Origin of the sequence: Arthrobacter sp. Soil762, from assembly GCF_001428335.1 — a bacterium.
Lineage (GTDB): Bacteria > Actinomycetota > Actinomycetes > Actinomycetales > Micrococcaceae > Arthrobacter.
Genome location: NZ_LMSG01000012.1, coordinates 88,786 through 108,995, shown reverse-complemented (window position 1 = coordinate 108,995; position 20,210 = coordinate 88,786). Strand labels below are relative to the sequence as shown.

The 20,210-nt window shown below is 65.1% G+C and carries 15 protein-coding genes and 2 tRNA genes; 12 read left to right on the top strand and 5 right to left on the bottom strand.

The annotated features are described in order from the left end of the window. Positions 1-60 precede the first annotated feature (60 nt). Genes ASG77_RS08525 through ASG77_RS08515 form a run of 3 tightly spaced genes read left to right on the top strand, consistent with a single transcriptional unit; the run spans position 61 to position 3,132 of the window. Positions 61-2,196 carry an ATP-dependent DNA helicase UvrD2 gene (locus ASG77_RS08525; protein ID WP_056343866.1) on the top strand — a complete coding sequence of 712 codons (2,136 nt, stop codon included), beginning with the start codon at positions 61-63 and terminating at the stop codon, positions 2,194-2,196. Further along, positions 2,193-2,804, top strand: a complete 612-nt coding sequence (locus tag ASG77_RS08520; protein WP_056343863.1) for a M48 metallopeptidase family protein — start codon at positions 2,193-2,195, stop codon at positions 2,802-2,804. Before ASG77_RS08525 ends, ASG77_RS08520 begins: the two co-directional genes overlap by 4 nt. Next, positions 2,776-3,132 (top strand): dihydrofolate reductase family protein, encoded by a 357-nt coding sequence (locus ASG77_RS08515; RefSeq protein ID WP_442854236.1) that lies wholly within the window; start codon positions 2,776-2,778, stop codon positions 3,130-3,132. The genes ASG77_RS08520 and ASG77_RS08515 overlap by 29 nt, the downstream gene beginning before the upstream one ends. A gap of 113 nt (positions 3,133-3,245) precedes the next feature. Here ASG77_RS08515 and ASG77_RS22515 read toward each other — a convergent pair whose 3' ends face one another. Beyond that, positions 3,246-3,440 carry a dihydrofolate reductase family protein gene (locus ASG77_RS22515; protein WP_235564411.1) on the bottom strand — a complete coding sequence of 65 codons (195 nt, stop codon included), beginning with the start codon at positions 3,438-3,440 and terminating at the stop codon, positions 3,246-3,248. Positions 3,441-3,499: 59 nt separating this feature from the next. Continuing rightward, on the bottom strand, positions 3,500-4,921 hold the full coding sequence (locus tag ASG77_RS08505; protein ID WP_056343860.1) for a zinc-dependent metalloprotease: 1,422 nt from the start codon (positions 4,919-4,921) through the stop codon (positions 3,500-3,502). 131 nt (positions 4,922-5,052) lie between these two features. Here ASG77_RS08505 and ASG77_RS08500 point away from each other — a divergent pair, with 131 nt between their 5' ends. From ASG77_RS08500 to ASG77_RS08480, 5 genes are all read left to right on the top strand, one after another. Further along, on the top strand, positions 5,053-6,246 hold the full coding sequence (locus tag ASG77_RS08500; protein WP_442854235.1) for a YlbL family protein: 1,194 nt from the start codon (positions 5,053-5,055) through the stop codon (positions 6,244-6,246). 136 nt (positions 6,247-6,382) lie between these two features. After that, the gene (locus tag ASG77_RS08495; RefSeq protein WP_082575917.1) at positions 6,383-9,391 is read left to right on the top strand and encodes a UPF0182 family membrane protein; all 3,009 of its coding nucleotides are present in this window, start codon (positions 6,383-6,385) and stop codon (positions 9,389-9,391) included. An 80-nt stretch (positions 9,392-9,471) separates the two neighbouring features. Beyond that, a tRNA-Met gene (locus tag ASG77_RS08490) sits at positions 9,472-9,545 on the top strand. A gap of 147 nt (positions 9,546-9,692) precedes the next feature. Beyond that, a tRNA-Met gene (locus ASG77_RS08485) sits at positions 9,693-9,769 on the top strand. A gap of 130 nt (positions 9,770-9,899) precedes the next feature. Further along, positions 9,900-10,832: a cytochrome b/b6 domain-containing protein gene (locus ASG77_RS08480; RefSeq protein ID WP_056343851.1), complete on the top strand. Its 933-nt coding sequence runs from the start codon at positions 9,900-9,902 to the stop codon at positions 10,830-10,832. Here ASG77_RS08480 and ASG77_RS08475 read toward each other — a convergent pair. From ASG77_RS08475 to ASG77_RS08465, 3 genes are all read right to left on the bottom strand, one after another. Further along, on the bottom strand, positions 10,822-12,297 hold the full coding sequence (locus tag ASG77_RS08475; RefSeq protein WP_056343848.1) for a cryptochrome/photolyase family protein: 1,476 nt from the start codon (positions 12,295-12,297) through the stop codon (positions 10,822-10,824). The two genes, ASG77_RS08480 and ASG77_RS08475, sit on opposite strands and share 11 nt — an antisense overlap. Positions 12,298-12,427: 130 nt before the next feature. Then, entirely contained in the window at positions 12,428-13,213 is a 786-nt protein-coding gene (locus tag ASG77_RS08470) for a PspA/IM30 family protein (RefSeq protein WP_056343844.1), read from the bottom strand. Between the two features lie 110 nt (positions 13,214-13,323). Beyond that, positions 13,324-15,375 carry a TPM domain-containing protein gene (locus tag ASG77_RS08465; RefSeq protein WP_200950715.1) on the bottom strand — a complete coding sequence of 684 codons (2,052 nt, stop codon included), beginning with the start codon at positions 15,373-15,375 and terminating at the stop codon, positions 13,324-13,326. A 286-nt stretch (positions 15,376-15,661) separates the two neighbouring features. Between ASG77_RS08465 and ASG77_RS08460 the strand changes: the two genes are divergently transcribed. From ASG77_RS08460 to ASG77_RS08445, 4 genes are all read left to right on the top strand, one after another. Next, positions 15,662-17,293, top strand: coding sequence for a S1C family serine protease (locus ASG77_RS08460; RefSeq protein ID WP_056343836.1), 1,632 nt, complete (start codon positions 15,662-15,664; stop codon positions 17,291-17,293). Positions 17,294-17,582: 289 nt separating this feature from the next. Beyond that, positions 17,583-18,383: an electron transfer flavoprotein subunit beta/FixA family protein gene (locus ASG77_RS08455; RefSeq protein ID WP_056343833.1), complete on the top strand. Its 801-nt coding sequence runs from the start codon at positions 17,583-17,585 to the stop codon at positions 18,381-18,383. 14 nt (positions 18,384-18,397) lie between these two features. Beyond that, the gene (locus tag ASG77_RS08450; RefSeq protein ID WP_056343830.1) at positions 18,398-19,351 is read left to right on the top strand and encodes an electron transfer flavoprotein subunit alpha/FixB family protein; all 954 of its coding nucleotides are present in this window, start codon (positions 18,398-18,400) and stop codon (positions 19,349-19,351) included. Between the two features lie 3 nt (positions 19,352-19,354). Further along, positions 19,355-20,134, top strand: coding sequence for a PIG-L deacetylase family protein (locus ASG77_RS08445; protein WP_056343827.1), 780 nt, complete (start codon positions 19,355-19,357; stop codon positions 20,132-20,134). Positions 20,135-20,210 lie beyond the last annotated feature (76 nt).

The window sequence follows — 20,210 nt, the reverse complement described above, 5'->3', positions numbered from 1 at the left end:
ACAGGCATCACCATTGGCCAGACGCCAGCACGTGGCAGTCGCGACAACAGAGCAGCAGAAGTGACCACAGAGAATTTTGACAGTGCAGAGTCCCTTGAGGAACGAATCCTTGGGGGACTTGACGCTGAACAGCGCGAGGTCGCCAGCACCCTGAACGGGCCGCTGTGCGTCCTCGCCGGCGCCGGCACCGGCAAGACCCGGGCCATTACGCACCGGATTGCCTATGGCGTGCACTCAGGCGTGTACAGCCCCCAGCGGCTCCTCGCCGTGACGTTCACGGCCCGGGCCGCCGCGGAAATGCGCAGCAGGCTGCGGGACCTCGGTGTGGGCAATGTCCAGGCGCGCACCTTCCACGCCGCCGCCCTGCGGCAGCTGCAGTTTTTCTGGCCACAAGCGGTCGGCGGCACGCTGCCCAACCTGCTGGACCACAAGGCCCAGATGATCGCCGAAGCCTCCCGCCGCCTGCGGCTCAGCACTGACCGCGCGTCCATCCGGGACCTCGCCTCCGAAATTGAGTGGGCCAAGGTCTCCATGCTGACCCCGGCCAACTACCTGGAGAACGCACAGGGCAGGGGAACGCCCGGCGGGTTCGACCTCACCGCCGTCGCCCGGGTCTTCCAGTCCTATGAGGATGTCAAGACGGACCGCAACGTCATTGATTTTGAGGACGTACTCCTGATCACGGTGGGGATCCTGCAGGAGGACCAGAAAGTCGCGGCCACCGTTCGTGAGCAGTACCGGCATTTTGTGGTGGATGAGTACCAGGACGTTTCGCCGCTGCAGCAGCGCCTCCTGGAGCTGTGGCTGGGCGGGCGGGACGAGCTGTGCGTTGTGGGCGATGCGAGCCAGACGATCTACTCGTTTACCGGCGCTTCGCCCAAACACCTGCTGGGATTCAAGGCCCAGTACCCTGAGGCCAATGTGGTGAAACTGATCCGGGATTACCGTTCCACGCCGCAGGTGGTCAAGCTGGCCAACGATCTGCTGGCCGCGCGGCGTGGCGGCGGGCCGGTGGCCGATGCTGCCTGGGCGGCTCCGCTGCAGCTCGTGGCGCAGCGACCGGCGGGGCCTGTCCCACAGTTTACCGAGTGCTCCGACGATGAAGCCGAAGCCGCCACGGTCGCCATCAAGATCCAGGAACTGCTCGACGCCGGCACTCCCGCCAGCCAGGTAGCTGTCCTTTTCCGCACCAACGGGCAGTCCCAAGCGTACGAACAGGCGCTTGCGGCCGCCGGCATCAGCTACCAGCTCCGTGGCGGTGAGCGGTTCTTCGCCCGCAAGGAAGTGCGCGACGCCATCCTTCAGCTGCGCGCGGCAACCAGGGCCGTCGCAGAAACGGCGACGCCGGAACCGCTCGGCCAGCTGGTCCGCGATATCGTCGCCTCGCTCGGCTACACGGACGCCCCGCCCCACAACGGAGGCGCGCTGCGCGAACGCTGGGAGTCCCTGGCAGCGCTGGTGGCGCTCGCGGACGAGCTGGTCCACGTCCGCGGCGAGCAGTTCAGTCTCAGTGACTTTGTTAATGAACTCCAGGAACGGTCGCTGGCGCAGCACGCTCCCACTGTCCAGGGCGTAACGCTTGCATCGCTGCACGCCGCGAAGGGCCTCGAATGGGACGCAGTGTTCCTAGTGGGCCTCTGCGAAGGCCTGATGCCCATTTCCTTCGCGGACACACCCGAATCCGTGGATGAGGAGCGCCGGCTGCTCTACGTGGGCATCACCCGTGCCCGCGAGCACCTGTCGCTTTCCTGGTCCACGGCACGGACACCGGGCGGCCGGGCCAACCGGAAACCCTCACGCTTCCTCGACGGGCTCAGGCCCAACTCGGTGGCCAGCTCCAGCGCACGCGGAAAAGGGCCGGCGCCGCGGCGGAAATCGGCGGCCCCCGCCACCTGCAGGGTGTGCGGGAGCATGCTGGCCAGCGGCGCCGAACGCAAGGTGGGCCGCTGTAACGACTGTCCTCCCAGCTACGAAGAACAGACATTCGATGCCCTTCGGCAATGGCGGAAGGAAATAGCACTGGCGGCCGAGGTGCCGGCATTTGTGGTTTTCACGGATGCCACGCTGACGGCCATCGCAGAGGCCAAACCGTCCACGTTGGAGGAACTCGCGGCACTGGCCGGCGTGGGTCCGTCCAAACTGGAACGCTATGGCGAAGACGTGCTGCGGGTGCTCGTCGAAAGCACCACCCTGTGACCCGCCGGCCGGCAGGACAGGACGCCCTCCCTGTCACCACGGCGGACGGATCACCGGTTGAGGTGCGGCGGTCGGCCCGCCGGACCAGGACCGTGGCTGCCTTCTGGGAGAACGGGACGGCAGTGGTGGCCATTCCGGCCCGGTTCACTGTCGCGCAGGAGTCTGAATGGGTGCACCGCATGCTGGAGAAGCTGCACCGCCAGGGGGAGCGGCGCTCCCGCAAAGGAAGCAAACAGCCGGCCACTGATGCTGCCCTGGCCGCCCACGCCGCAGCCCTTTCGGCCCGGTACTTCGGCGGCAGGGCAGTCCCGACGTCGGTCCGCTGGGTCAGCAACCAGAACTCGCGCTGGGGCTCCGCCACGCCGTCGGAAGGATCCATCCGGCTCTCCGACAAGCTCCGGCCCATGCCGCAGTGGGTCATCGACTATGTCCTGCTGCATGAGCTCGCGCACCTGCTGGTGGCAGGGCACAGCGCCGCGTTCTGGAAGCTGTTGGAGGCCTACCCCGACACGATGCGGGCCAAGGCCTTCCTGGAAGGCGTCTCGTTCGCCACTTCCCGGGGCCTGACCGCGGGCAGCAATGATTCAGAGCCAGGAGACGCCGACTAGGCGGCACGCGAACATCCACGTTATCGGCAGTCTCGACTTCGTGCAGACCCTGTTCGCCGAGCGGCTCTTTGACCGGCTCACGCTCTGGGTGTATCCGATCCTCCTCGGCAGTGCAAAGAAGGTTTTCGCCGACGGGGTGGTTCCGACGAACCTCAGACTCATCGAGCCGGTCGTCGCCTCACCGAAGTGTGCAGTGCTGCAGCGCTACGCGCTCGCCGATGGCACGCCTGGGGTCGGCGATATGTCTGCCAGCGATCAGGCAGGCCAGGTTGAAGCTGCGTTCCACGACGTTGGGCGAAACACACCCTGGGCGCCGTCGCGCGAGTAATTGAGCAGGACCACGCCGTTGCCGAACGTCCGTGTCTCCTCGAGCCTGAGGTCCATCCGGACATCAGGGCCTAGAACAGCGAACTTGACCATGGGCGCCGAGAGGTCCGGATCCTAATCGGCAGTGGGCCAGTAACCGGCCATCAGCTCATGGGTGACGCGCCCGAACATGAAGGCCCCGGTCGTCCGGAACTGCCCGTTCAAGTGGTTGAGGAGTTCGTCATCCACCAGGTGCCAGCTGATGCCCCGGTCGATCGTCTCGAAGAATCCGTCCAAAGACACCGACATCATCAGGATGATCTTGCGCATTCGAACACCTCCAGTGGCGACGACAGGCGGCGCGGCCGCCGTCGTACCGTGCGGTCCGGTTAACCCTTGGGCTGCTCACCGTCGCCGGTGGGCTGGTCGCCGTCGTCACCGCCTTCGGAATCATCCTGCGGCGCGTTGTCGAAGCCGCCGCTCAGCAGCTTCTGAAGGGCGTCGTCCACTTCGCTGTCGCTGGCCTCGGCCAGCTGGCGGCGGCCACTGAACCCCTGCGGGTCATCGAGGTCCTCGGCGGTGGGGAGCAGGTCCGGGTGCTGCCAGATGGCATCGCGTCCGGCAATGCCCCGTTCGTCCTTTAGCGTGGCCCACAGAGTGGCAGCCTCGCGCAGGCGGCGGGGGCGCAGTTCGAGTCCCACCAGGGAAGAGAAAGCGTGTTCCGCCGGACCGCCGGTGGCACGGCGCCGCCGGACTGTTTCCCGGAGCGCACCGGCGGAGGGCAGCAGTTTCTCTGTGGCCGAAGCGGTGAGCTCGTCCACCCAGCCTTCAACGAGAGCCAGGGCCGTCTCAAGTTTCTCAAGCGCCTGCTCCTGAGCAGGGGTCCGCTGCGGCATAAAGACACCCTGTGACAGGGCTTCCTGGATGCCTTCAGGGTTGCTGGGGTCCAGGTCACGGGCCAGCTCTTCAATCCTGGAAGTGTCGATATGGATGCCCCGGGCGTAGGCCTCGATGGCGCCGAGCAGGTGGCCGCGCAGCCAGGGCACCTGGACAAACAGCCGCGCATGGGCTGCCTCGCGGACGGCCAGGAACAGCCGGATGTCGTTCTCCGGCAGGCCCAGGCCCTCGCCGAACTTCGACACGTTGGCTGGCAGGAGCGCCATTTCCAGGTCGGCCAGAGGAACCCCGATGTCCGTGGAGCTGACAACCTCGGCGGACAGGGCGCCGATCGCCTGCCCCAGCTGCATCCCAAAGATCGCGCCGCCCATGTTCTGCAGCATGGAAGAGGCTCCGCCCATCATGGCCTTCATCTCTTCGGGCATCTGTTCGGTCATGGCGCTGGAGAGCGCGTTGGCGATGCTGTTGGCTACGGGCTCGGTCAGCCGCTTCCATGTTCCAAGGGTGGCTTCCACCCACTCGGCACGCGACCACGCACGGCCGATCAGGCCGGTGGCAGGAAGGTCGGTCACGGGATCGAGCCACAGTTCGGCCAGCCGCAGGGCCTCGTCGACTTCGCGGGTCTGCAGGGACGTGACGGACGGGTCGGCGCTGCTGGCGGCAACCCGGCGGGCGTTCTCGTGCGCGAGCTGCCAGTTGACGGGTCCTTCGGAAGGGGCGCTCATCATGGCCTGGACCTGGGAGAACATCTGGGCCAGGAGATTGGGGTCGTTCGGCAGGCCGGCCGCCTTTGCGAGTTCGGCGGGGTCGAAGTTTTCCATGCCCTTGCCGCCCATCAGGTTCTGCAGCATCTCGGTCAACGGATCCTTCGGCGTATCGTCGCCGTTGGACGGATTGAGTGGGTTGGAGGTCATGATCCCGCCGATCGTCGGTGTGACTGTTCACTTCACGGTACCCCGGGCAGGGGCGGCTGTCTGCCGGACAGGCGTCACGTTCGCTGTAGGCAAAGAGCTGGCGGGAGGCGGCACCGCGTAGTGTTGATTCAGTGACTACAACCCGCGGCGAACATCCGCATGAGGACCACGCTCCAGAGCTCGACGCCGGCACCGCAGGGAGTGCCCCGGCGCCCAGAACGGGTGTGGCCGGCCTCCCGCCAACAGGGCAGAATGCCCCCCGCAGCACCCCGCCCGGGGACCGGCGGGTGTCCGTGATGATGCTTTCCGGCGTCCTGGCACTGGGACTGGGGATCGCGGCCGTCACCGTACCGGTGCCTTATGTTGTGGAATCGCCCGGACCAACCTTCAACACCCTCGGCCAGAGCCAGGGCAGCCCTGTCATCAGCGTGACGGGCCACGAAACCCATCCCGCCAAGGGAAATCTGGACCTGACCACAGTTTATGTCGACGGCGGCCCCAACGGCCCGGTGAGCGTCCTGGGTGCCTTCACCGCCTGGCTGGACGGGTCCAAGTCCGTTCACCCGGTGGAGATGCTTTACCCCAGCGGCACCACAAAGGAGGAGGCTGACGAGCAGAGCTCCGTGGCCATGACGTCGTCGCAGGAGAATGCGGTGGCGTCAGCACTCAAAGAGCTCGAAATTCCCTTCGGCCAGCAGCTCCAGGCCGCGGGGCTGCCCGATGGTTCGCCGTCCGCCGGCAAGGTTGAAAACGGCGACATCTTCGAATCGATCAACGGCAAACCCATCACATCGCTCGCCGTGGTGCAGGAGGAACTGGCCGCCGGCCAGGGAGCGCCGGCCACCCTGGTGGTGCAGCGCGCGGGGGAATCCGTCACACAGACCATCACCCCCATGAACAACGGTGCGGGCCGCTACATTCTGGGAGTCATGCTCAAGTACCTGTTCACGTTTCCGTTCGACGTGAAGATTTCACTGGACAAGGTTGGTGGACCCAGTGCCGGGCTGATGTTTTCGCTGGGCATTATCGACACGGTGACACCGGGGGACTTGACCGGCGGCAAACATGTCGCCGGAACGGGGACCATCACCCCCGACGGCACCGTAGGTCCCATCGGCGGCATCCGGCAGAAGATGCTGGGCGCGCGTGCCGGGGGAGCCACCATATTCCTCGCCCCGGCAGAAAACTGTGACGAAGTTGTGGGCCATGTTCCGGAGGGACTGCAGGTGCTCAAAGTGGAGAACATCGCAGAGGCGCGTCACGCCGTCGAACTCGCCGGATCCGGGCAGGACACGGGCGCTTTGCCGGTCTGCGCCAGCAACTAGACTGAGGCCAGGAACTAAGCTTTACCGCCACTCGTGGCAGATATGACGGACGTTGCCACACGCTTGACCGGTGCCGGACGTCAACCGCACGCACGCTTCTCATGTAAACCTGACGACCAGCTATGAGGTACCGAGTTTGTCCCGTCCTACCAGCCCCATCCCGCCCGGAAGACCCCCCTCGCGACGCGGGGCCCTAACGCCCACGCTGATTGTTGTTGCCATCGCAGTGGTGGGCTTCATCTTCTTCGCCAACGTGTGGACTGACGTCCTCTGGTACCGGCAGCTCGGCTACTTCGAAGTGTTTGTGACAGAAAACCTCTCGCGGATCGGGATCTTCCTCGCCGGCTTCGCACTTATGTTCCTGGCCGTCTTTTTTGCCATCCGGGTTGCCTACCACGCACGGCCCGTGTACGCGCCGGACTCGGAGATGCGCGACAACCTGAACCGCTACCAGGCCCAGCTTGAACCGGTCCGCCACGTCGTTATGGTGGGCCTGCCCATCCTGTTCGGGCTGTTCGCGGGCAGCGCCGCGGCCAGCCAATGGCAGAAAGTGCTGTTGTTCTTCAACCAGGAACCATTCGGCCAGAGCGATCCTGAGTTCGGCCTGGACATCAGCTTCTACCTCATGACTCTTCCGTTCCTGGGATTCGTCACAGGCTTCCTGATCAGTGTGGTTGTGGTGGCCGGCATCGCCGGAATCCTCACCCACTACCTCTACGGCAGCATCCGGCTGATGGAACGCGGCGTGTTCACCAGCCGCGCTGCACAGATCCACCTCGCGGTAACCGGCGCAGCCTTCCTGATCCTGCTCGGCGCAAACTTCTGGCTGGACCGCTATGCCGCCCTGCAGGGCAACGGCGGGCGCTGGGCCGGTGCGCTGTATACGGACGTGAACGCCGTGATCCCCACCAAGGCGATCCTCGCCGTGGCGGCAGGCTTGGTGGCCATCCTCTTCATCGTTGCGGCGGTTATCGGCCGCTGGCGCCTGCCGGTCATCGGCACGGCCATGCTGATCATCACCTCGATCCTGGCCGGCGGCGTGTACCCCTGGGTTATCCAGCAGTTCCAGGTGCGGCCTTCCGAGCAGACGTTGGAGAAGGACTTTATCCAGCGCAACATCGAGATGACTCGGGCGGCCTACGGCCTGGACCAGATTCAGGTGGACCGCTATGACGCGACGAACACTGCCAGCACCGGGGCGCTGGCCCCGGACGCCCAGACCACAGCCAACATCCGGCTCCTGGACCCCAACCTGATCTCCGATGCGTTCTCCCAGCTGGAGCAGTACCGCCCGTACTACCAGTTCCCGGAGGCACTGAACGTCGACCGCTACGAGGTTGACGGCAAGATCCAGGACACGGTCATCGCCGTGCGCGAGCTGAACCCGGCGAACGTTGCCACCAACCAGCAGGGCTGGCTCAACCAGCACGTCGTCTACACCCACGGCTACGGCGTGGTGGCGGCCAAGGGCAACAAGTTCACCGTCGACGGCAAGCCGGAGTTCCTCCAGTCGGGCATCCCGTCCACCGGTGTACTTGGCGATGACTCCACCTACGAGCCGCGGATCTACTTCGGCGAAGACTCCCCGGAGTACTCCATTGTCGGGGCGCCTGCGGGATCACCGCACCGCGAACAGGACAGGCCTTCCGGCAAGGAAGGGGACGGGGAAACCCAGTACACCTTCACCGGCAACGGCGGGCCCAACGTGGGCAGCTTCTTCAACAAGGTCCTGTACTCCATCAAGTTCCAGTCCTCGGACCTCCTCCTCTCCGACGGAGTTAACGCGGAATCCCAGATCCTGTACGACCGCAGTCCGCGTGACCGCGTGGAGAAGGTTGCCCCGTACCTCACCGTTGACGGCAACTCCTATCCGGCCGTTGTTGACGGCCGCGTCAAGTGGATCGTGGACGGGTACACCACCAGCCAGTACTACCCGTACTCGCAGCAGGAGCAGCTCTCGGCTGCCACCGCGGACTCCCAGACCACTTCAGGCCGGACGGTTGCCCTGCCGAACAGCTCGGTGAACTACATCAGGAACTCGGTCAAGGCCACGGTCGACGCCTATGACGGCTCGGTGACCCTCTATGCATGGGACGATCAGGATCCCGTCCTGAAGGCCTGGCAGAAAGTTTTCCCCGCGTCCGTGAAGCCGTACTCGGAGATGTCCGGCGATGTTATGAGCCACGTCCGTTACCCGGAAGACCTGTTCAAGGTGCAGCGGGAGCTCCTGGGCCGCTACCACGTCACGGAACCAGTGAGCTTCTACAAGAGTGACGAAGTATGGAGCGTGCCGAACGATCCCACCGTGGACACCGAAGTCAAGCAGCCGCCGTTCTATATGTCGCTGCAGATGCCTGACCAGGAAAAGCCGGCCTTCCAGCTCACCTCATCCTTCATCCCGCAGATCGTCAACGGCACTGCCCGGAACGTCCTCTATGGCTTCCTGGCCGCCGACTCTGACGCCGGAAACGAGAAGGGCGTCAAAGCTGAAAGCTACGGCAAGCTGAGGCTGCTGCAGATTCCGCCGGAAACACAGGTTCCCGGGCCAGGCCAGGCCCAGAACAAGTTCAACTCCGATCCCACGGTGTCCCAGGCTTTGAACCTTCTGCGGCAGGGTGCCTCCGAAGTGCTCAACGGCAACCTGCTGACACTGCCTGTGGGCGGTGGCATCCTGTATGTCCAGCCGGTTTACCTCAAGTCGACCGGCGAGACGTCTTACCCCACCCTGCAGCGTGTGCTGGTGGCCTTCGGTGACAAGGTCGGCTTTGCGCCGACCCTCGACGGTGCCCTGAAGCAGCTCTTCGGCGGCGACTCAGGCGCTGCCGCGGGTGACTCCGGCAACACCGGCCAGACGCCTCCCGCTCCGGGGACTACGCCGCCCGTAAGCGCAGGTGCCCAGGCTGACCTGAAGGCGGCGCTGGATGAGGCGAACGCCGCCATCAAGGCCGGCCAGGCAGCCCTGGCAGCTGGCGACTTTGCAGCCTATGGGGAAGAGCAGAAGAAACTCGCGGCGGCCCTGCAGAAGGCGATTGACGCCGAGGGTAAGATCCCGGCACCGGCCCCTGAAGCCACGCCATCGCCCGGAGCGACACCGTCGCCGGAAGCTACACCGACGGCGACGCCCTCGCCGGCGGCCAGCAACTAAGGCGTTTGACCCAGCGAGACGCACATCACGCCACCAGGATTTGGCCTCCCGTTCACCGGACGGTAGAGTTGATCTTGCGACGCGGGGTGGAGCAGTTCGGTAGCTCGCTGGGCTCATAACCCAGAGGTCACAGGTTCAAATCCTGTCCCCGCAACTGGCGAAAAGTCCGGATTCTGGAAACAGAATCCGGACTTTTTGGTTTAAGCGGACCTGTCCCAGGCAGGCAACCTCGGCGTCGTGGGGACACTCAATCACGATTGGTTTTAACCTACTCCAAAGTACGGTAGTGTTGATCTTGCGACGCGGGGTGGAGCAGTTCGGTAGCTCGCTGGGCTCATAACCCAGAGGTCACAGGTTCAAATCCTGTCCCCGCAACCATGTAGAAGACCCCGACCGGCATGACGCCGGCCGGGGTCTTCTTTTGCCCGATTACACCTGGTTCCTAGTATTCTCGTTCGCAAAGCCATTTGAGCACCTGGTCAGTCATTCTCGAGAGGAATGTTGTTCGATGTCCACACCCACGAAGAAGCCCGGCTCCTCGACGAGCAAGCGGTCAAGACTCTACTGGGGTGTTCCTGCCGCGCTCGTAGTGCTGGTGCTCGTGGTGCTGCTGGCCAAGTGGATGACCGGCCTTCCTGCGGTGGCCTCGTTCCTGGCTGACTATCCGGGCCATTCGGAACTGCCTGACGGCGCGCCTGTGGGATTCCCGGCGTGGCTGGCCTGGCAGCACTTCCTGAACGGCTTCTTCCTGCTGCTCATCATCAGGACCGGCTGGCAGGTGCGGACCACCACGCGGCCCAGCGGCCACTGGACGCGCAACAACAAGGGCCTGATCAAGACCAGGAATGCGCCCACCAAGATCACCTTGGAGCTTTGGCTGCACCTGACGCTGGACGTGCTCTGGGTCCTCAACGGCCTGGTGTTCGCCATCCTGCTGTTCGCCACCGGCCAATGGACGCGGATCGTGCCCACGAGCTGGGACGTTATCCCCAATGCCCTCTCCGCGGCGCTTCAGTACGCCTCGTTGAACTGGCCCACTGACAACGGCTGGGTCAACTACAACGCGCTGCAGCTGCTGACGTATTTCGCCACGGTCTTCATCGCCGCACCGCTTGCCTTCATCTCCGGTATTCGGACGTCCTCCGCATGGCCCAAGAAGGCCACGGCTCTCAATAAGGCCTACCCCATTGAGCTCGCGCGGGCCATCCACTTTCCGGTCATGATCTATTTCGTGGCGTTCATCGTGGTGCATGTTTTCCTGGTGCTCGCCACCGGTGCATTGCGGAACCTGAACCACATGTACGGCGGCAGCGACGACGCCGGCTGGTTCGGCTTCTGGGTCTTCGTCGCCTCGGTGGCAGCCATGGTGGCAGCCTGGTTCCTGGCACGTCCCCTCTTCCTTCGCCCCATCGCCTCCCTGATGGGCAAAGTCAGCCGCTAATTTCCGGGCCGGTGACGTTGTCCTGGCCTTGCCGGTCCTCCCGAAGCCTCTGGTAGGTGGCCAGCGCACGCTCCCTGGACTCGGGGAGTCCCACCACGGGCGCGGGGTAGCCCTGGACATCGGGCTGCTTCCACGGTTCGTGGATGGCTCTGCGGTCCATGTAGGCGAGTTCCGGAATGAACTCGCGAAGGTACCGGCCGTCGGCGTCGAACTTCTTGCTCTGCGTGACAGGATTGAAGATCCGGAAGTACGGGGACGCGTCGGCGCCCGAGCCTGCAACCCATTGCCAGTTGGCGGGGTTGCTGGCTGCATCGGCATCCACCAGGGTGTCCCAGAACCACGCCTCACCCAGACGCCAGTCGGCCAGGAGATTCTTGACGAGGAATGACGCCGCCGCCATCCGGACCCGGTTATGCATCCAACCGGTCTGCCAGAGCTGCCGCATCCCCGCATCCACCAGCGGATAGCCGGTCAAGCCCTTTTCCCACGCCTCCAGTTCCGCGGCGGTGGGCTGCTGCCATTCGAAGCGGTCGAAGTCGGGCCGGTAGTTTCGGGTAGCCAGCTGGGGATTGGCGTAAAGCAGTTGCCAGCAGAACTCCCGCCAGCCCAGCTCGGACCGGAAGATCCCGACATCGGGCGTCGCCTCGCGGGGGAAGTGGCGGCGGAGCTCGTGCCAGACCCGGAACGGGCTGATTTCACCAAAACGGAGGTGCGGGGACAGCCTGGAAGTGCCTTCCACGCCGGGAATGTCCCGCCCAGAGCTGTAGTCCTGTGCGGGCCCGTCCAGGAAGTCCTCAAGCCTGCTGTGCGCTCCGGCCTCCCCGGGTTCCCAGGTCTCAGCCAGTCCGCCGCTCCAGTCCGGGGACACGGGCAGCAGCGACCACTCTGTCAGCGCGTCGCTGCAGGCCTGCTTCATCGAACCGGCGACGGCCGGGGAGGGCAGGCGGGCCGGCGCATCCAGCGGCGGACGGGGCTCGCCGGACGCTGTGCAGGCCCGCCAGTAGGGCGTGAACACCTTATAGGGGCCGCCGCTGCCGGTGGTGATGGTCCACGGCTCGAACAGCAGGTTGGCCTGGAAGCTGGCGGCTTCGATGCCGTTCCCCGCCGCCCAGGCCTTGATCTCCGCGTCCAGGGACCGCTCGGGACCGCCGTAGCGGCGGTTCCACAGCACCTGCCGCGCGCCGGTCTCCGCGGCCAGGTCCCGGATCACACGGCTGGCAGGTCCGCGCCTGAGGATGAGTGCGGAACCGGCCTCAGCAAGCGCCCCCGCCAACGAAGTCAGCGAGTGGTGCAGCCACCAGCGGGCCGCGCCTCCCAGGGGACGGATTCCGGGGGATTCCTCGTCGAGAATGTAGACCACCGTGAGCGGTAAGCCGAGTTCGGCGGCGTGGGACAGAGCGGGGTTATCGTCCAGTCGAAGGTCATCACGGAGCCAGACGATGGAGGACGCAACGGGGGAGACCATGGCCTCCACGCTACACATCCGCGACAGCAGTCGCACGGTCGTTTGCAGGTCTCTGTCCGGACATGGCTAGGGCCGGGGTTCGTGATGAACCCCGGCCCCCTGCTGCCCGCTCAGCGGCGGACGCGGCTGGCTACAGCTTGTCGAAGTCGGCTTCGTCGACCGTGGACTCGGACCGCGTGCCGGAAGCGCCGATGGCCGGCTTGGCCCCGCCGGACTTCAGGGCTGCCAGACGTGCTTCGATTTCCACCTGCTCGCCGAGGTCTTCCAGCTGGTTGAACTGGGCGTCCAGGCTCGACGCGGCAAGCTCCTGCTGTCCGCGGACCTTGGCCTCTTCGCGGCGGATCTTCTCTTCGAAGCGGCCAACTTCGCTGGTGGGATCCATGAAGTCGATGCTCTTAATGGCATCGTGCACCTGGGACTGCGCCGCTGCAGTCTTGGAGCGTGCAACCAGCTCGTTGCGCTTGCTGGTCAGCTCGTTGAGCTTGCCTTTCATCTGGTCCAGGCCTGACTTGAGCTTGTCCACGACCTCGGTCTGCGAGGCGATGCTGGGCTCAGCACCCTTGGCTTCGCTTTCCGCGGACATCTGGCGCTGCAGGGCTACCTTGGCGAGGTTGTCGAACTTCTCGGCGTCAACGCTGTCGCCGGCGCTGCGGTATTCGTCAGCCTTGCGGGACGCGGCGAGGGCCTTGTTGCCCCAGTCCTGGGCATTCTTGATGTCCTCGCGGTAGTCATCCTGGAGCATACGCAGGTTGCCGATGGTCTGGGCCACTGCGGATTCGGCCTCCGCAATGTTGTTTGTGTAGTCCCGGACCATCTGGTCCAGCATCTTCTGCGGATCCTCAGCGTTGTCCAGCAAAGTGTTGATGTTTGCCTTTGCCAGCTGTGCGATCCGGCCGAAAATGGACTGCTTAACCATGGTGTTACCTTTCGTCCTGCTCAATGGTGGCCACTGAGATCAGTGAACAGTTGTTGTATCGCTTCTTTTCGCCGGCAGGTTCGTTCCTGTCGGCGCCTAGCCTTTGATGGTCAGAAGTCCCCGCCGCCGGAATCGCCGCCCCAGCCGCCGCCCATATCGCCGCCGCCGGAGTCACCGCCCCAGCCCCCGCCGTCGCTGTGGCCTCCACCCCAGCCGCCGCCGCTGCCGCCGTTGAGGATGGAGTTGATGAGGATACCGCCAAGGATGGCGCCACCGAGGCCGCCACCGCCTCCGCCGCGCCCGCCGAACATGCCACCGCCGCCGAAGCCCTGGTTGGCGTAGCCACCAAAGTTGTCGACGTCAGCCTGGGCGAGTTGCGCTGCCTGGGCCGCGAGGGCGTGGGCCTGCTGGGCGTATGTGAGGGCAGTAACGGGATCGTTGCGCGAGATGGACAGTGCGTAGTCGAGGTTGCGCTGGGACTCGGCGAGCCGCGTGCGGGCCTCGGTGCCCACCCCGCCACGACGGGCGGTGATGTAGTCCGACGTGGCACTGATCTGGGCCTGCGCCGACATGATGGTCTGCTGCAGAGACGCCTGCGCGCGGCGGGCCTGGTCCTGCTGGTTCCGGATGCCGGTGAGGGACTGGTCCAGTGCCTGGTGTGCTGTTTCAACGCGCTGCAGGGTGGCGATGGGATCGATTTTCCCGCCCTGGATTTCGGCTTTGACCTGGCCCAGAGCGGCTTCAACGCCGGCGACCGGGCCGGCGAGTTCGGGGTGTTCGCCGGACTGAATCATGGCCTTCGCCTGCGCGAGGTCCTGGGAGGTTTCGACGACAGCCGCCTCCAGGCCGTTGCGGGCCTCGTCCAGGCTTGTGGACACCTTGGCGATGGCGTCCAGCAGAACGTTGGTCTGGTGCAGGCTCTCTTCAGACGCCCGCACGGCGACCGCGGCGAGGCTGCCTTCACCGGCCGTGAGCTTCTCCTGTGCAGTGGCAGTGGCATTCTGCACAAAGGCCAGCCGTTCCTTGGCCTGGGTGATGTTGTCAGCGACCTGAACCAGGGCGCTGTCCGCGTACTTGGCGCGCAAAGCCGTCAGTGACTGTTCGGCGCTGGCGATCTTGGCGTCGGCGTCGTGGGCTCCGGCGCTGATGGCTGCCAGTGCCTGCGGGGCATTCTTCTCGAGCTCCCGGAGTGAGTCGAAGTCGGCCTTCTGCTCCTGGAGCGAGCCGAGTGCCGCCTCTGAACGGCGGATGATTTCGCCGAGCCAGCTGCGTTGCTGTTCTTCCGTGTCCGGGATGTGGTCGTCAAGCTGCTGCTGGAGCTTGAAAGATTCGGACATGTGGGCTTTGGCTTCGGCCAGGGCCTTGGTGAAGTTTCCCACCGCGGCATCGCCGTACTGGGCCTCTGCGAAGCCGAGTTCCTGCTCGCTGGACTTGATGGCGTCGTCCGCCTCGATGATCAGCGAGCCGCTCTTGCGGCGGAGTTCCTCGATGCTGAGCGAAGCCAGCGGATCGAGCTCGGCGCCCTGGGGGCCGTAGCTGGCGCTGGATGCCAAAGCAGCCTTCTTGCGCTTGTTGCGGAAGTAAAGGTACGCGCCGGCCCCACCGGCAACTGCAATACCCGTTCCTACCAGGACCGCAGCCCCGGCGCCGTCACCGGGGACGTTGCCGCTGCCACCGCCTGCTGCATCGCCGATGGCTGCTGCGGCATTGATGGCGGCTTGGGAGTAGTTGTCGTTCGCCAGCTGCGGGCCAATGGCTTTGCTCTTGATGTTTTCAATTTGGGCGGTGGTGATCTTGCTGTTGCCGGGCTTATTCAGGACATACTGCCTTGTATCGGTAGCGACCGCGAAAATCAAAGCGTTCTGTCCCAGGCTGGCCTTTTGGGCAACCTCGTCGCTCCACGCTTCCCGATCGGTCGGGCTTTCGAATTTCTTCACAATTACTACGTGCAGCACTGTTGAGTGGTCCGTGCCCAGCTTCTTGATGGCCGACTCAACCTCGGCTTTGTCACCGCCCAGGACGCCATTGGGATCGACAATTTTTGTCACCGGGTCCAGCGTGACCGGCGGTTCAGCCCAGGCCGCGCCGGCAGGAACCGCGAGCAGCCCGGTCAGCCCGGTCAGGCCGATCACGGCGAGGATACGTTTGAACTTTGACCGCATGTGCAACCCTTCAGCACGCCTGACACCGATTCGGGACGAATAAGCGTCGCAGAATGCAGCAGCGCCCCCACGCGTGGTGTAAAGCCGCAGGTCGCTGTGGCATTTCCTTTTGATTCTATGGTGCACCTCCTGGTGCGTCCACGGCGGCGAATATGCCACCAGCGAAACCCCAAGAAGAGCCTGTTGGCAGCGGAATCCGGTCTCCCAGCAAGCTCCCAGCCAACGTTCGCCCCAGTTCCAGCAAGACGGTACATAGTTAATGCAGACGAGGATGAAAGGAAGTCCAATGACTGAGAACCCAACCCAGGGTGCAGCGCCGGAGAACCGCAATCCGGATGAGAACCGGAATGCGGACGAGAACCCTTCGGAGGTCCGCAGTGACGCTGCCGGTCAAGCTAATCCGACAGAGCAGCTGGACCGCTCCGGGGCACCCGGGGACCCCACGCAGCCGCTGCCTGGTGCACCCCGTCCGGTTTATCCTCCCCGCGAGCCGTTCTACGGCGAGCAGACTCCGAGCCAGCACTCACCGAGCCACCAGACGCCGGGCCAACAGGCTCCCGGCCCTCAGTACGCCCAGCACGGAGCGCATCCGGCCGCGCCCGGAACCTCGGCGGGTCAGCACAACCCGGGTCAGTTCGGAACAGGCCAGTTCAGCCCGGGTCAGTACGCTCCCGGCCAGTACAACGCTGCCCCGAACCCTGCCGACGCGCCTCGCCGGAAAGCCTCGTTCGGCGTCGGCACGCTGGTGGCCAGCATCCTTGCCGCCGGCCTCGTTGGTGGTGGCGTAGCGACAGTCGGTTCGGGCAACCTCTTCAACAATGGCTCGCCGTCGGCCGCGAGCAGCGGCAGCCAGCCTGAGACCGTGATTGTTAACAACAAGGACGATGTCAACGCCATCACGGCGGCCGCATTGAAGGCTTCCCCCAGCGTCGTGACCATCAGCGCCTCCAGCGGCAGCTCCGGCGGGACCGGCTCGGGCATCGTCCTGGACGACCAGGGCCACATCCTGACCAACACCCACGTGGTGACCCTGGATGGCCAGAGCGCCAACGCAGCCCTGGAGATCCGCACCAGCACAGGCAAGGTCCTCAAGGCCACACTCGTGGGCACTGACCCCCTTTCTGACCTTGCGGTCATCAAGGTGGACGACGCTTCCGGGCTGACCCCTGCTACCCTCGGAGACTCCGGCAAGCTCAACGTCGGCGACACGGCCATCGCCATCGGCTCCCCGTTGGGCCTCACTGGCACCGTCACTGACGGCATCGTCTCAACGCTGAACAGGACCATCAGCGTTGCGTCTTCGGCAGCACCCAAGGAAGGCGACAGTTCCCAGGGCGGCGATCAGGGCTTCCAGTTCGCGCCGCCAAACGGTGGCCAAGGCCAAAGCACCGCGAACCAGGGGTCCATCTCCATCAATGTGATCCAGACGGATGCCGCCATCAACCCTGGCAACTCCGGTGGTGCCCTGGTCAACAGCAAGGGCGAGATCATCGGCGTCAACGTTGCCATCGCGTCCGCCGGCTCCGATTCCTCGTCCACGGCCGGCAACATCGGCGTGGGCTTCAGCATCCCCATCAACCACGCCAAGCGTGTGGCGCAGGAGATCATCGAATCCGGCAAGGCATCCCACGGCCAGCTGGGTGTCAGCGTCAAGGAAAAGTCGTCCACCAGCTCGTCCTCGGGCTTCTCCGTCGGCGCTGACGTGGCCACGGTAGAGGCAAACTCAGCGGCAGCCAAGGCCGGCATCAAGGTGGGAGATGTGGTGACCAAGTTCAATGACCTGGTCATCAGCGAGCCTAACCAGCTGACCGCGGCTGTCCGCGAGCAGGCCGGCGGCTCCAAGGTCAAGCTCACGGTCCTGCGTAACGGCCAGGAACAGACGTTCGACGTCACGCTCGGCACCGCAGCGGACCAGTAAGGACTGATCGGCAGAACGCACGGCAAACCATAAACGCGGACGACGGCGGGGCTCACCAAAGGTGATCGCCGCCGTCGTCCTGTTGTCGCCGCCCTGTGCCGCCGCCGTCGTACGGTGATCTCCGGCGCGCCCGGGCAGGGCCGTGACACAGGCGTTAACGGACGGCAACGGGGGACGGCTATATGGTTAGCTAGGATCTACCCGTACCCCGGGCGTTCCGAGGCCATGACCCCATCCGGCTGGCTGTCCACAAGCATGGAAGGCTGCTGTAAACACAGTGGAAGAGACATTGAAGATCATCGTCCTGGTCAAGCATGTACCGGACGCACAGTTTGACCGTCACCTCACCGGCGAGGGCTACACCACCGACCGTGACGAAAGCATCCTGTCCGAGCTGGACGAATACGCGTTGGAGGCGGCTTTGCAGCTGGCTGAGGCCCGCGGTGGCGCCAAAGCCGGCAACCAGGTCATTGCGCTGAGCATGGGCGCGTCCGGTGCGGTGAACGCGGTGAAGAAGTCACTCCAGATGGGCGCCACGGAAGGTGTGCACCTCACGGACAGTGCGCTGGCCGGCTCAGACGCCGCCGCCACCTCGCTCGCTCTCGCGGCCGCCATCCGCCACCTCGGCACCGGCGCCCCGGTGGACCTTGTCCTCACCGGCATGGCGTCCACCGATGGCGAAACCTCCCTGGTCCCGGCCCAGCTCGCCGAGCGCCTGGGTCTGCCGCAGGTCACCTTCGCGTCCTCCCTGACGGTCGACGGCGGCCGGCTCACCGCGCGCCGCGACGCCGACACCTACTCGGAGACCGTCGAAGCAACGCTTCCCGCGGTGGTCTCCGTGACGGACCAGATCAACGAGCCGCGCTACCCCAACTTCAAGGGCATCATCGCGGCCAAGCGCAAGAGCATCACCACGCTGTCGCTGGCCGACATCGGAGTCGATCCCGCGCACGTGGGCCACGCCGGATCGTGGACCACAGTGACCGCTGCCGAGGAACGCCCGCCGCGCACCGCCGGAACCATCATCACCGACGAAGGCGACGCCGGCATCAAGCTCGTCGACTTCCTCGCCGCCCAGAAGCTGCTCTAAGAGGGATCACAGACATGGCAAACGTACTCGTATTCATTGACAACCCCGGCGATGCCCTGAAGAAGAGCACCCTGGAACTGCTCACCCTGGGACGTTCCCTCGGAGAGACCGCTGTTGCCCTGAACGGCGATCTGCATCAGGATGTTTCAGCCACGCTCGCCGAGTACGGCGTCACCGCCGTTTTCCGGCCCTCCGCCCAGGACCTGGATGACTATCTTGTCTCGGCGAAGGCAGCCTATCTCGCGGCCGCCGCCGGTGCCGCCATGGCCGGCACGGTCCTCCTGGACAACTCGCCCGAAGGCAAAGAGATCGCGGCGCGGCTCGGCATCCGGCTCAACGCCGGCGTCATCACCGACGTTGTGGCGGTCGACGCCGACGGTACAGCCCACAAGTCGGTCCTCGCGGGGTCCTACACCACCTCTGCCAGGGCCACCACGGCGGTTTCCGTGCTGACGGTGAAGGCCAACAACGTCACGCCGGAGCCGGCATCCGTGGCTTCCGCCCCGGAGACGTCCACCGTCGAAGTGCCGGCGGACGGTACGGCCACGGCGGCCCGCGTCACCGCCCGCGAGCAGAAGGCGGCCAGCGGCCGCCCGGATCTGTCGGACGCCCGCATCGTGGTGGCCGGCGGACGCGGAGTGGACGGCGACTTCGGCCCCGTGGAGCAGCTTGCGGACGCCCTCGGTGCCGCCGTCGGAGCCTCCCGTGCAGCCACGGACGCCGGCTGGATCAGCCACGACGCCCAGGTGGGCCAGACCGGCAAGACCGTCTCGCCCCAGCTCTACATCTCTGCCGGCATTTCCGGTGCCATCCAGCAGAAAGCCGGGATGCAGACAGCCAAGGTCATCGTGGCCGTGAACAAAGACGCCGAGTCGCCGATCTTCGAAATCGCCGATTTTGGCATCATCGGGGACCTCTTCGACGTCCTTCCGCAGGCCACCGAGGAAATCAAGAAGCGAAAAGGCTGACCCTTGGCCCCCTCCGCTGCCTCAGCACAGAGCCCGTTCAACCCGGACAACCACCGGATTGGGCGGGTGCTCTGTTTCGCCGCCCACCCGGACGACATCGACTTCGGTGCGGCCGGCACCATCGCCGCCTGGACGGCCGCGGGAATCCGCGTCAGCTACTGCATCATGACCGACGGCGATGCAGGCGGCTTCGACCCGGCGCACCGGGCGGAGATCATCGCCCTCAGGGCGGCCGAGCAGCGCCGGGCAGCCGAACTCGTGGGCGTGACCGACATCCACTACCTCCATGAGCGGGACGGCTACCTGGAACCGACGCACGAGGTGATGAAAGGTGTGGTGAAGCTGATCCGGGAAATCCGTCCCGACGTCGTGCTTGCCATGCATCCGGAACGGAACTGGAACCGCCTCCAGAAGAGCCACCCGGACCACCTTGCCGTGGGGGAGGCCGTGACCCGGGCTGTATACCCTGCGGTCGAAAACCCGTTCGCCTATCCGGAGCTGGCCGAGGCAGGCCTCGCGGCCTACAAGCTGCCGTGGCTGTGGCTCTATGCCGGGCCGGAAGCGCGCGAGAACCACTTTGTCGATGTCACCGACCACCTGGACGCCAAGCTCCGTGCTATCCACGTGCATGTGAGCCAGCATCCTGACGTCGCGGCCATGGAAACGGCGGTGCGGAACGGCATGCACATGAATGCACAGCGTGCGGGCTTTGCCGAGGGCCGCAGCGCCGAAGCCTTCCACGTGGTGGCCGTCAACGGCCCGGGGACAATCGCCGGCTTCTAGAACTTCCGGTCCCGCGGATTTCCCCATGAGTTTTTGTCCAGATAACGTGCCTAAACGCGGTTTGAACCACGTTATC

Coding starts and splice junctions, on each gene's coding strand:
- ASG77_RS08515 (WP_442854236.1), top strand. CDS start 2,776: ATGATTCAGAGCCAGGAGACGCCGACTAGGCGGCACGCGAACATCCAC.
- ASG77_RS22515 (WP_235564411.1), bottom strand. CDS start 3,440: ATGCGCAAGATCATCCTGATGATGTCGGTGTCTTTGGACGGATTCTTC.
- ASG77_RS08505 (WP_056343860.1), bottom strand. CDS start 4,921: ATGACCTCCAACCCACTCAATCCGTCCAACGGCGACGATACGCCGAAG.
- ASG77_RS08480 (WP_056343851.1), top strand. CDS start 9,900: ATGTCCACACCCACGAAGAAGCCCGGCTCCTCGACGAGCAAGCGGTCA.
- ASG77_RS08475 (WP_056343848.1), bottom strand. CDS start 12,297: ATGGTCTCCCCCGTTGCGTCCTCCATCGTCTGGCTCCGTGATGACCTT.
- ASG77_RS08470 (WP_056343844.1), bottom strand. CDS start 13,213: ATGGTTAAGCAGTCCATTTTCGGCCGGATCGCACAGCTGGCAAAGGCA.
- ASG77_RS08465 (WP_200950715.1), bottom strand. CDS start 15,375: ATGCGGTCAAAGTTCAAACGTATCCTCGCCGTGATCGGCCTGACCGGG.
- ASG77_RS08460 (WP_056343836.1), top strand. CDS start 15,662: ATGACTGAGAACCCAACCCAGGGTGCAGCGCCGGAGAACCGCAATCCG.
- ASG77_RS08450 (WP_056343830.1), top strand. CDS start 18,398: ATGGCAAACGTACTCGTATTCATTGACAACCCCGGCGATGCCCTGAAG.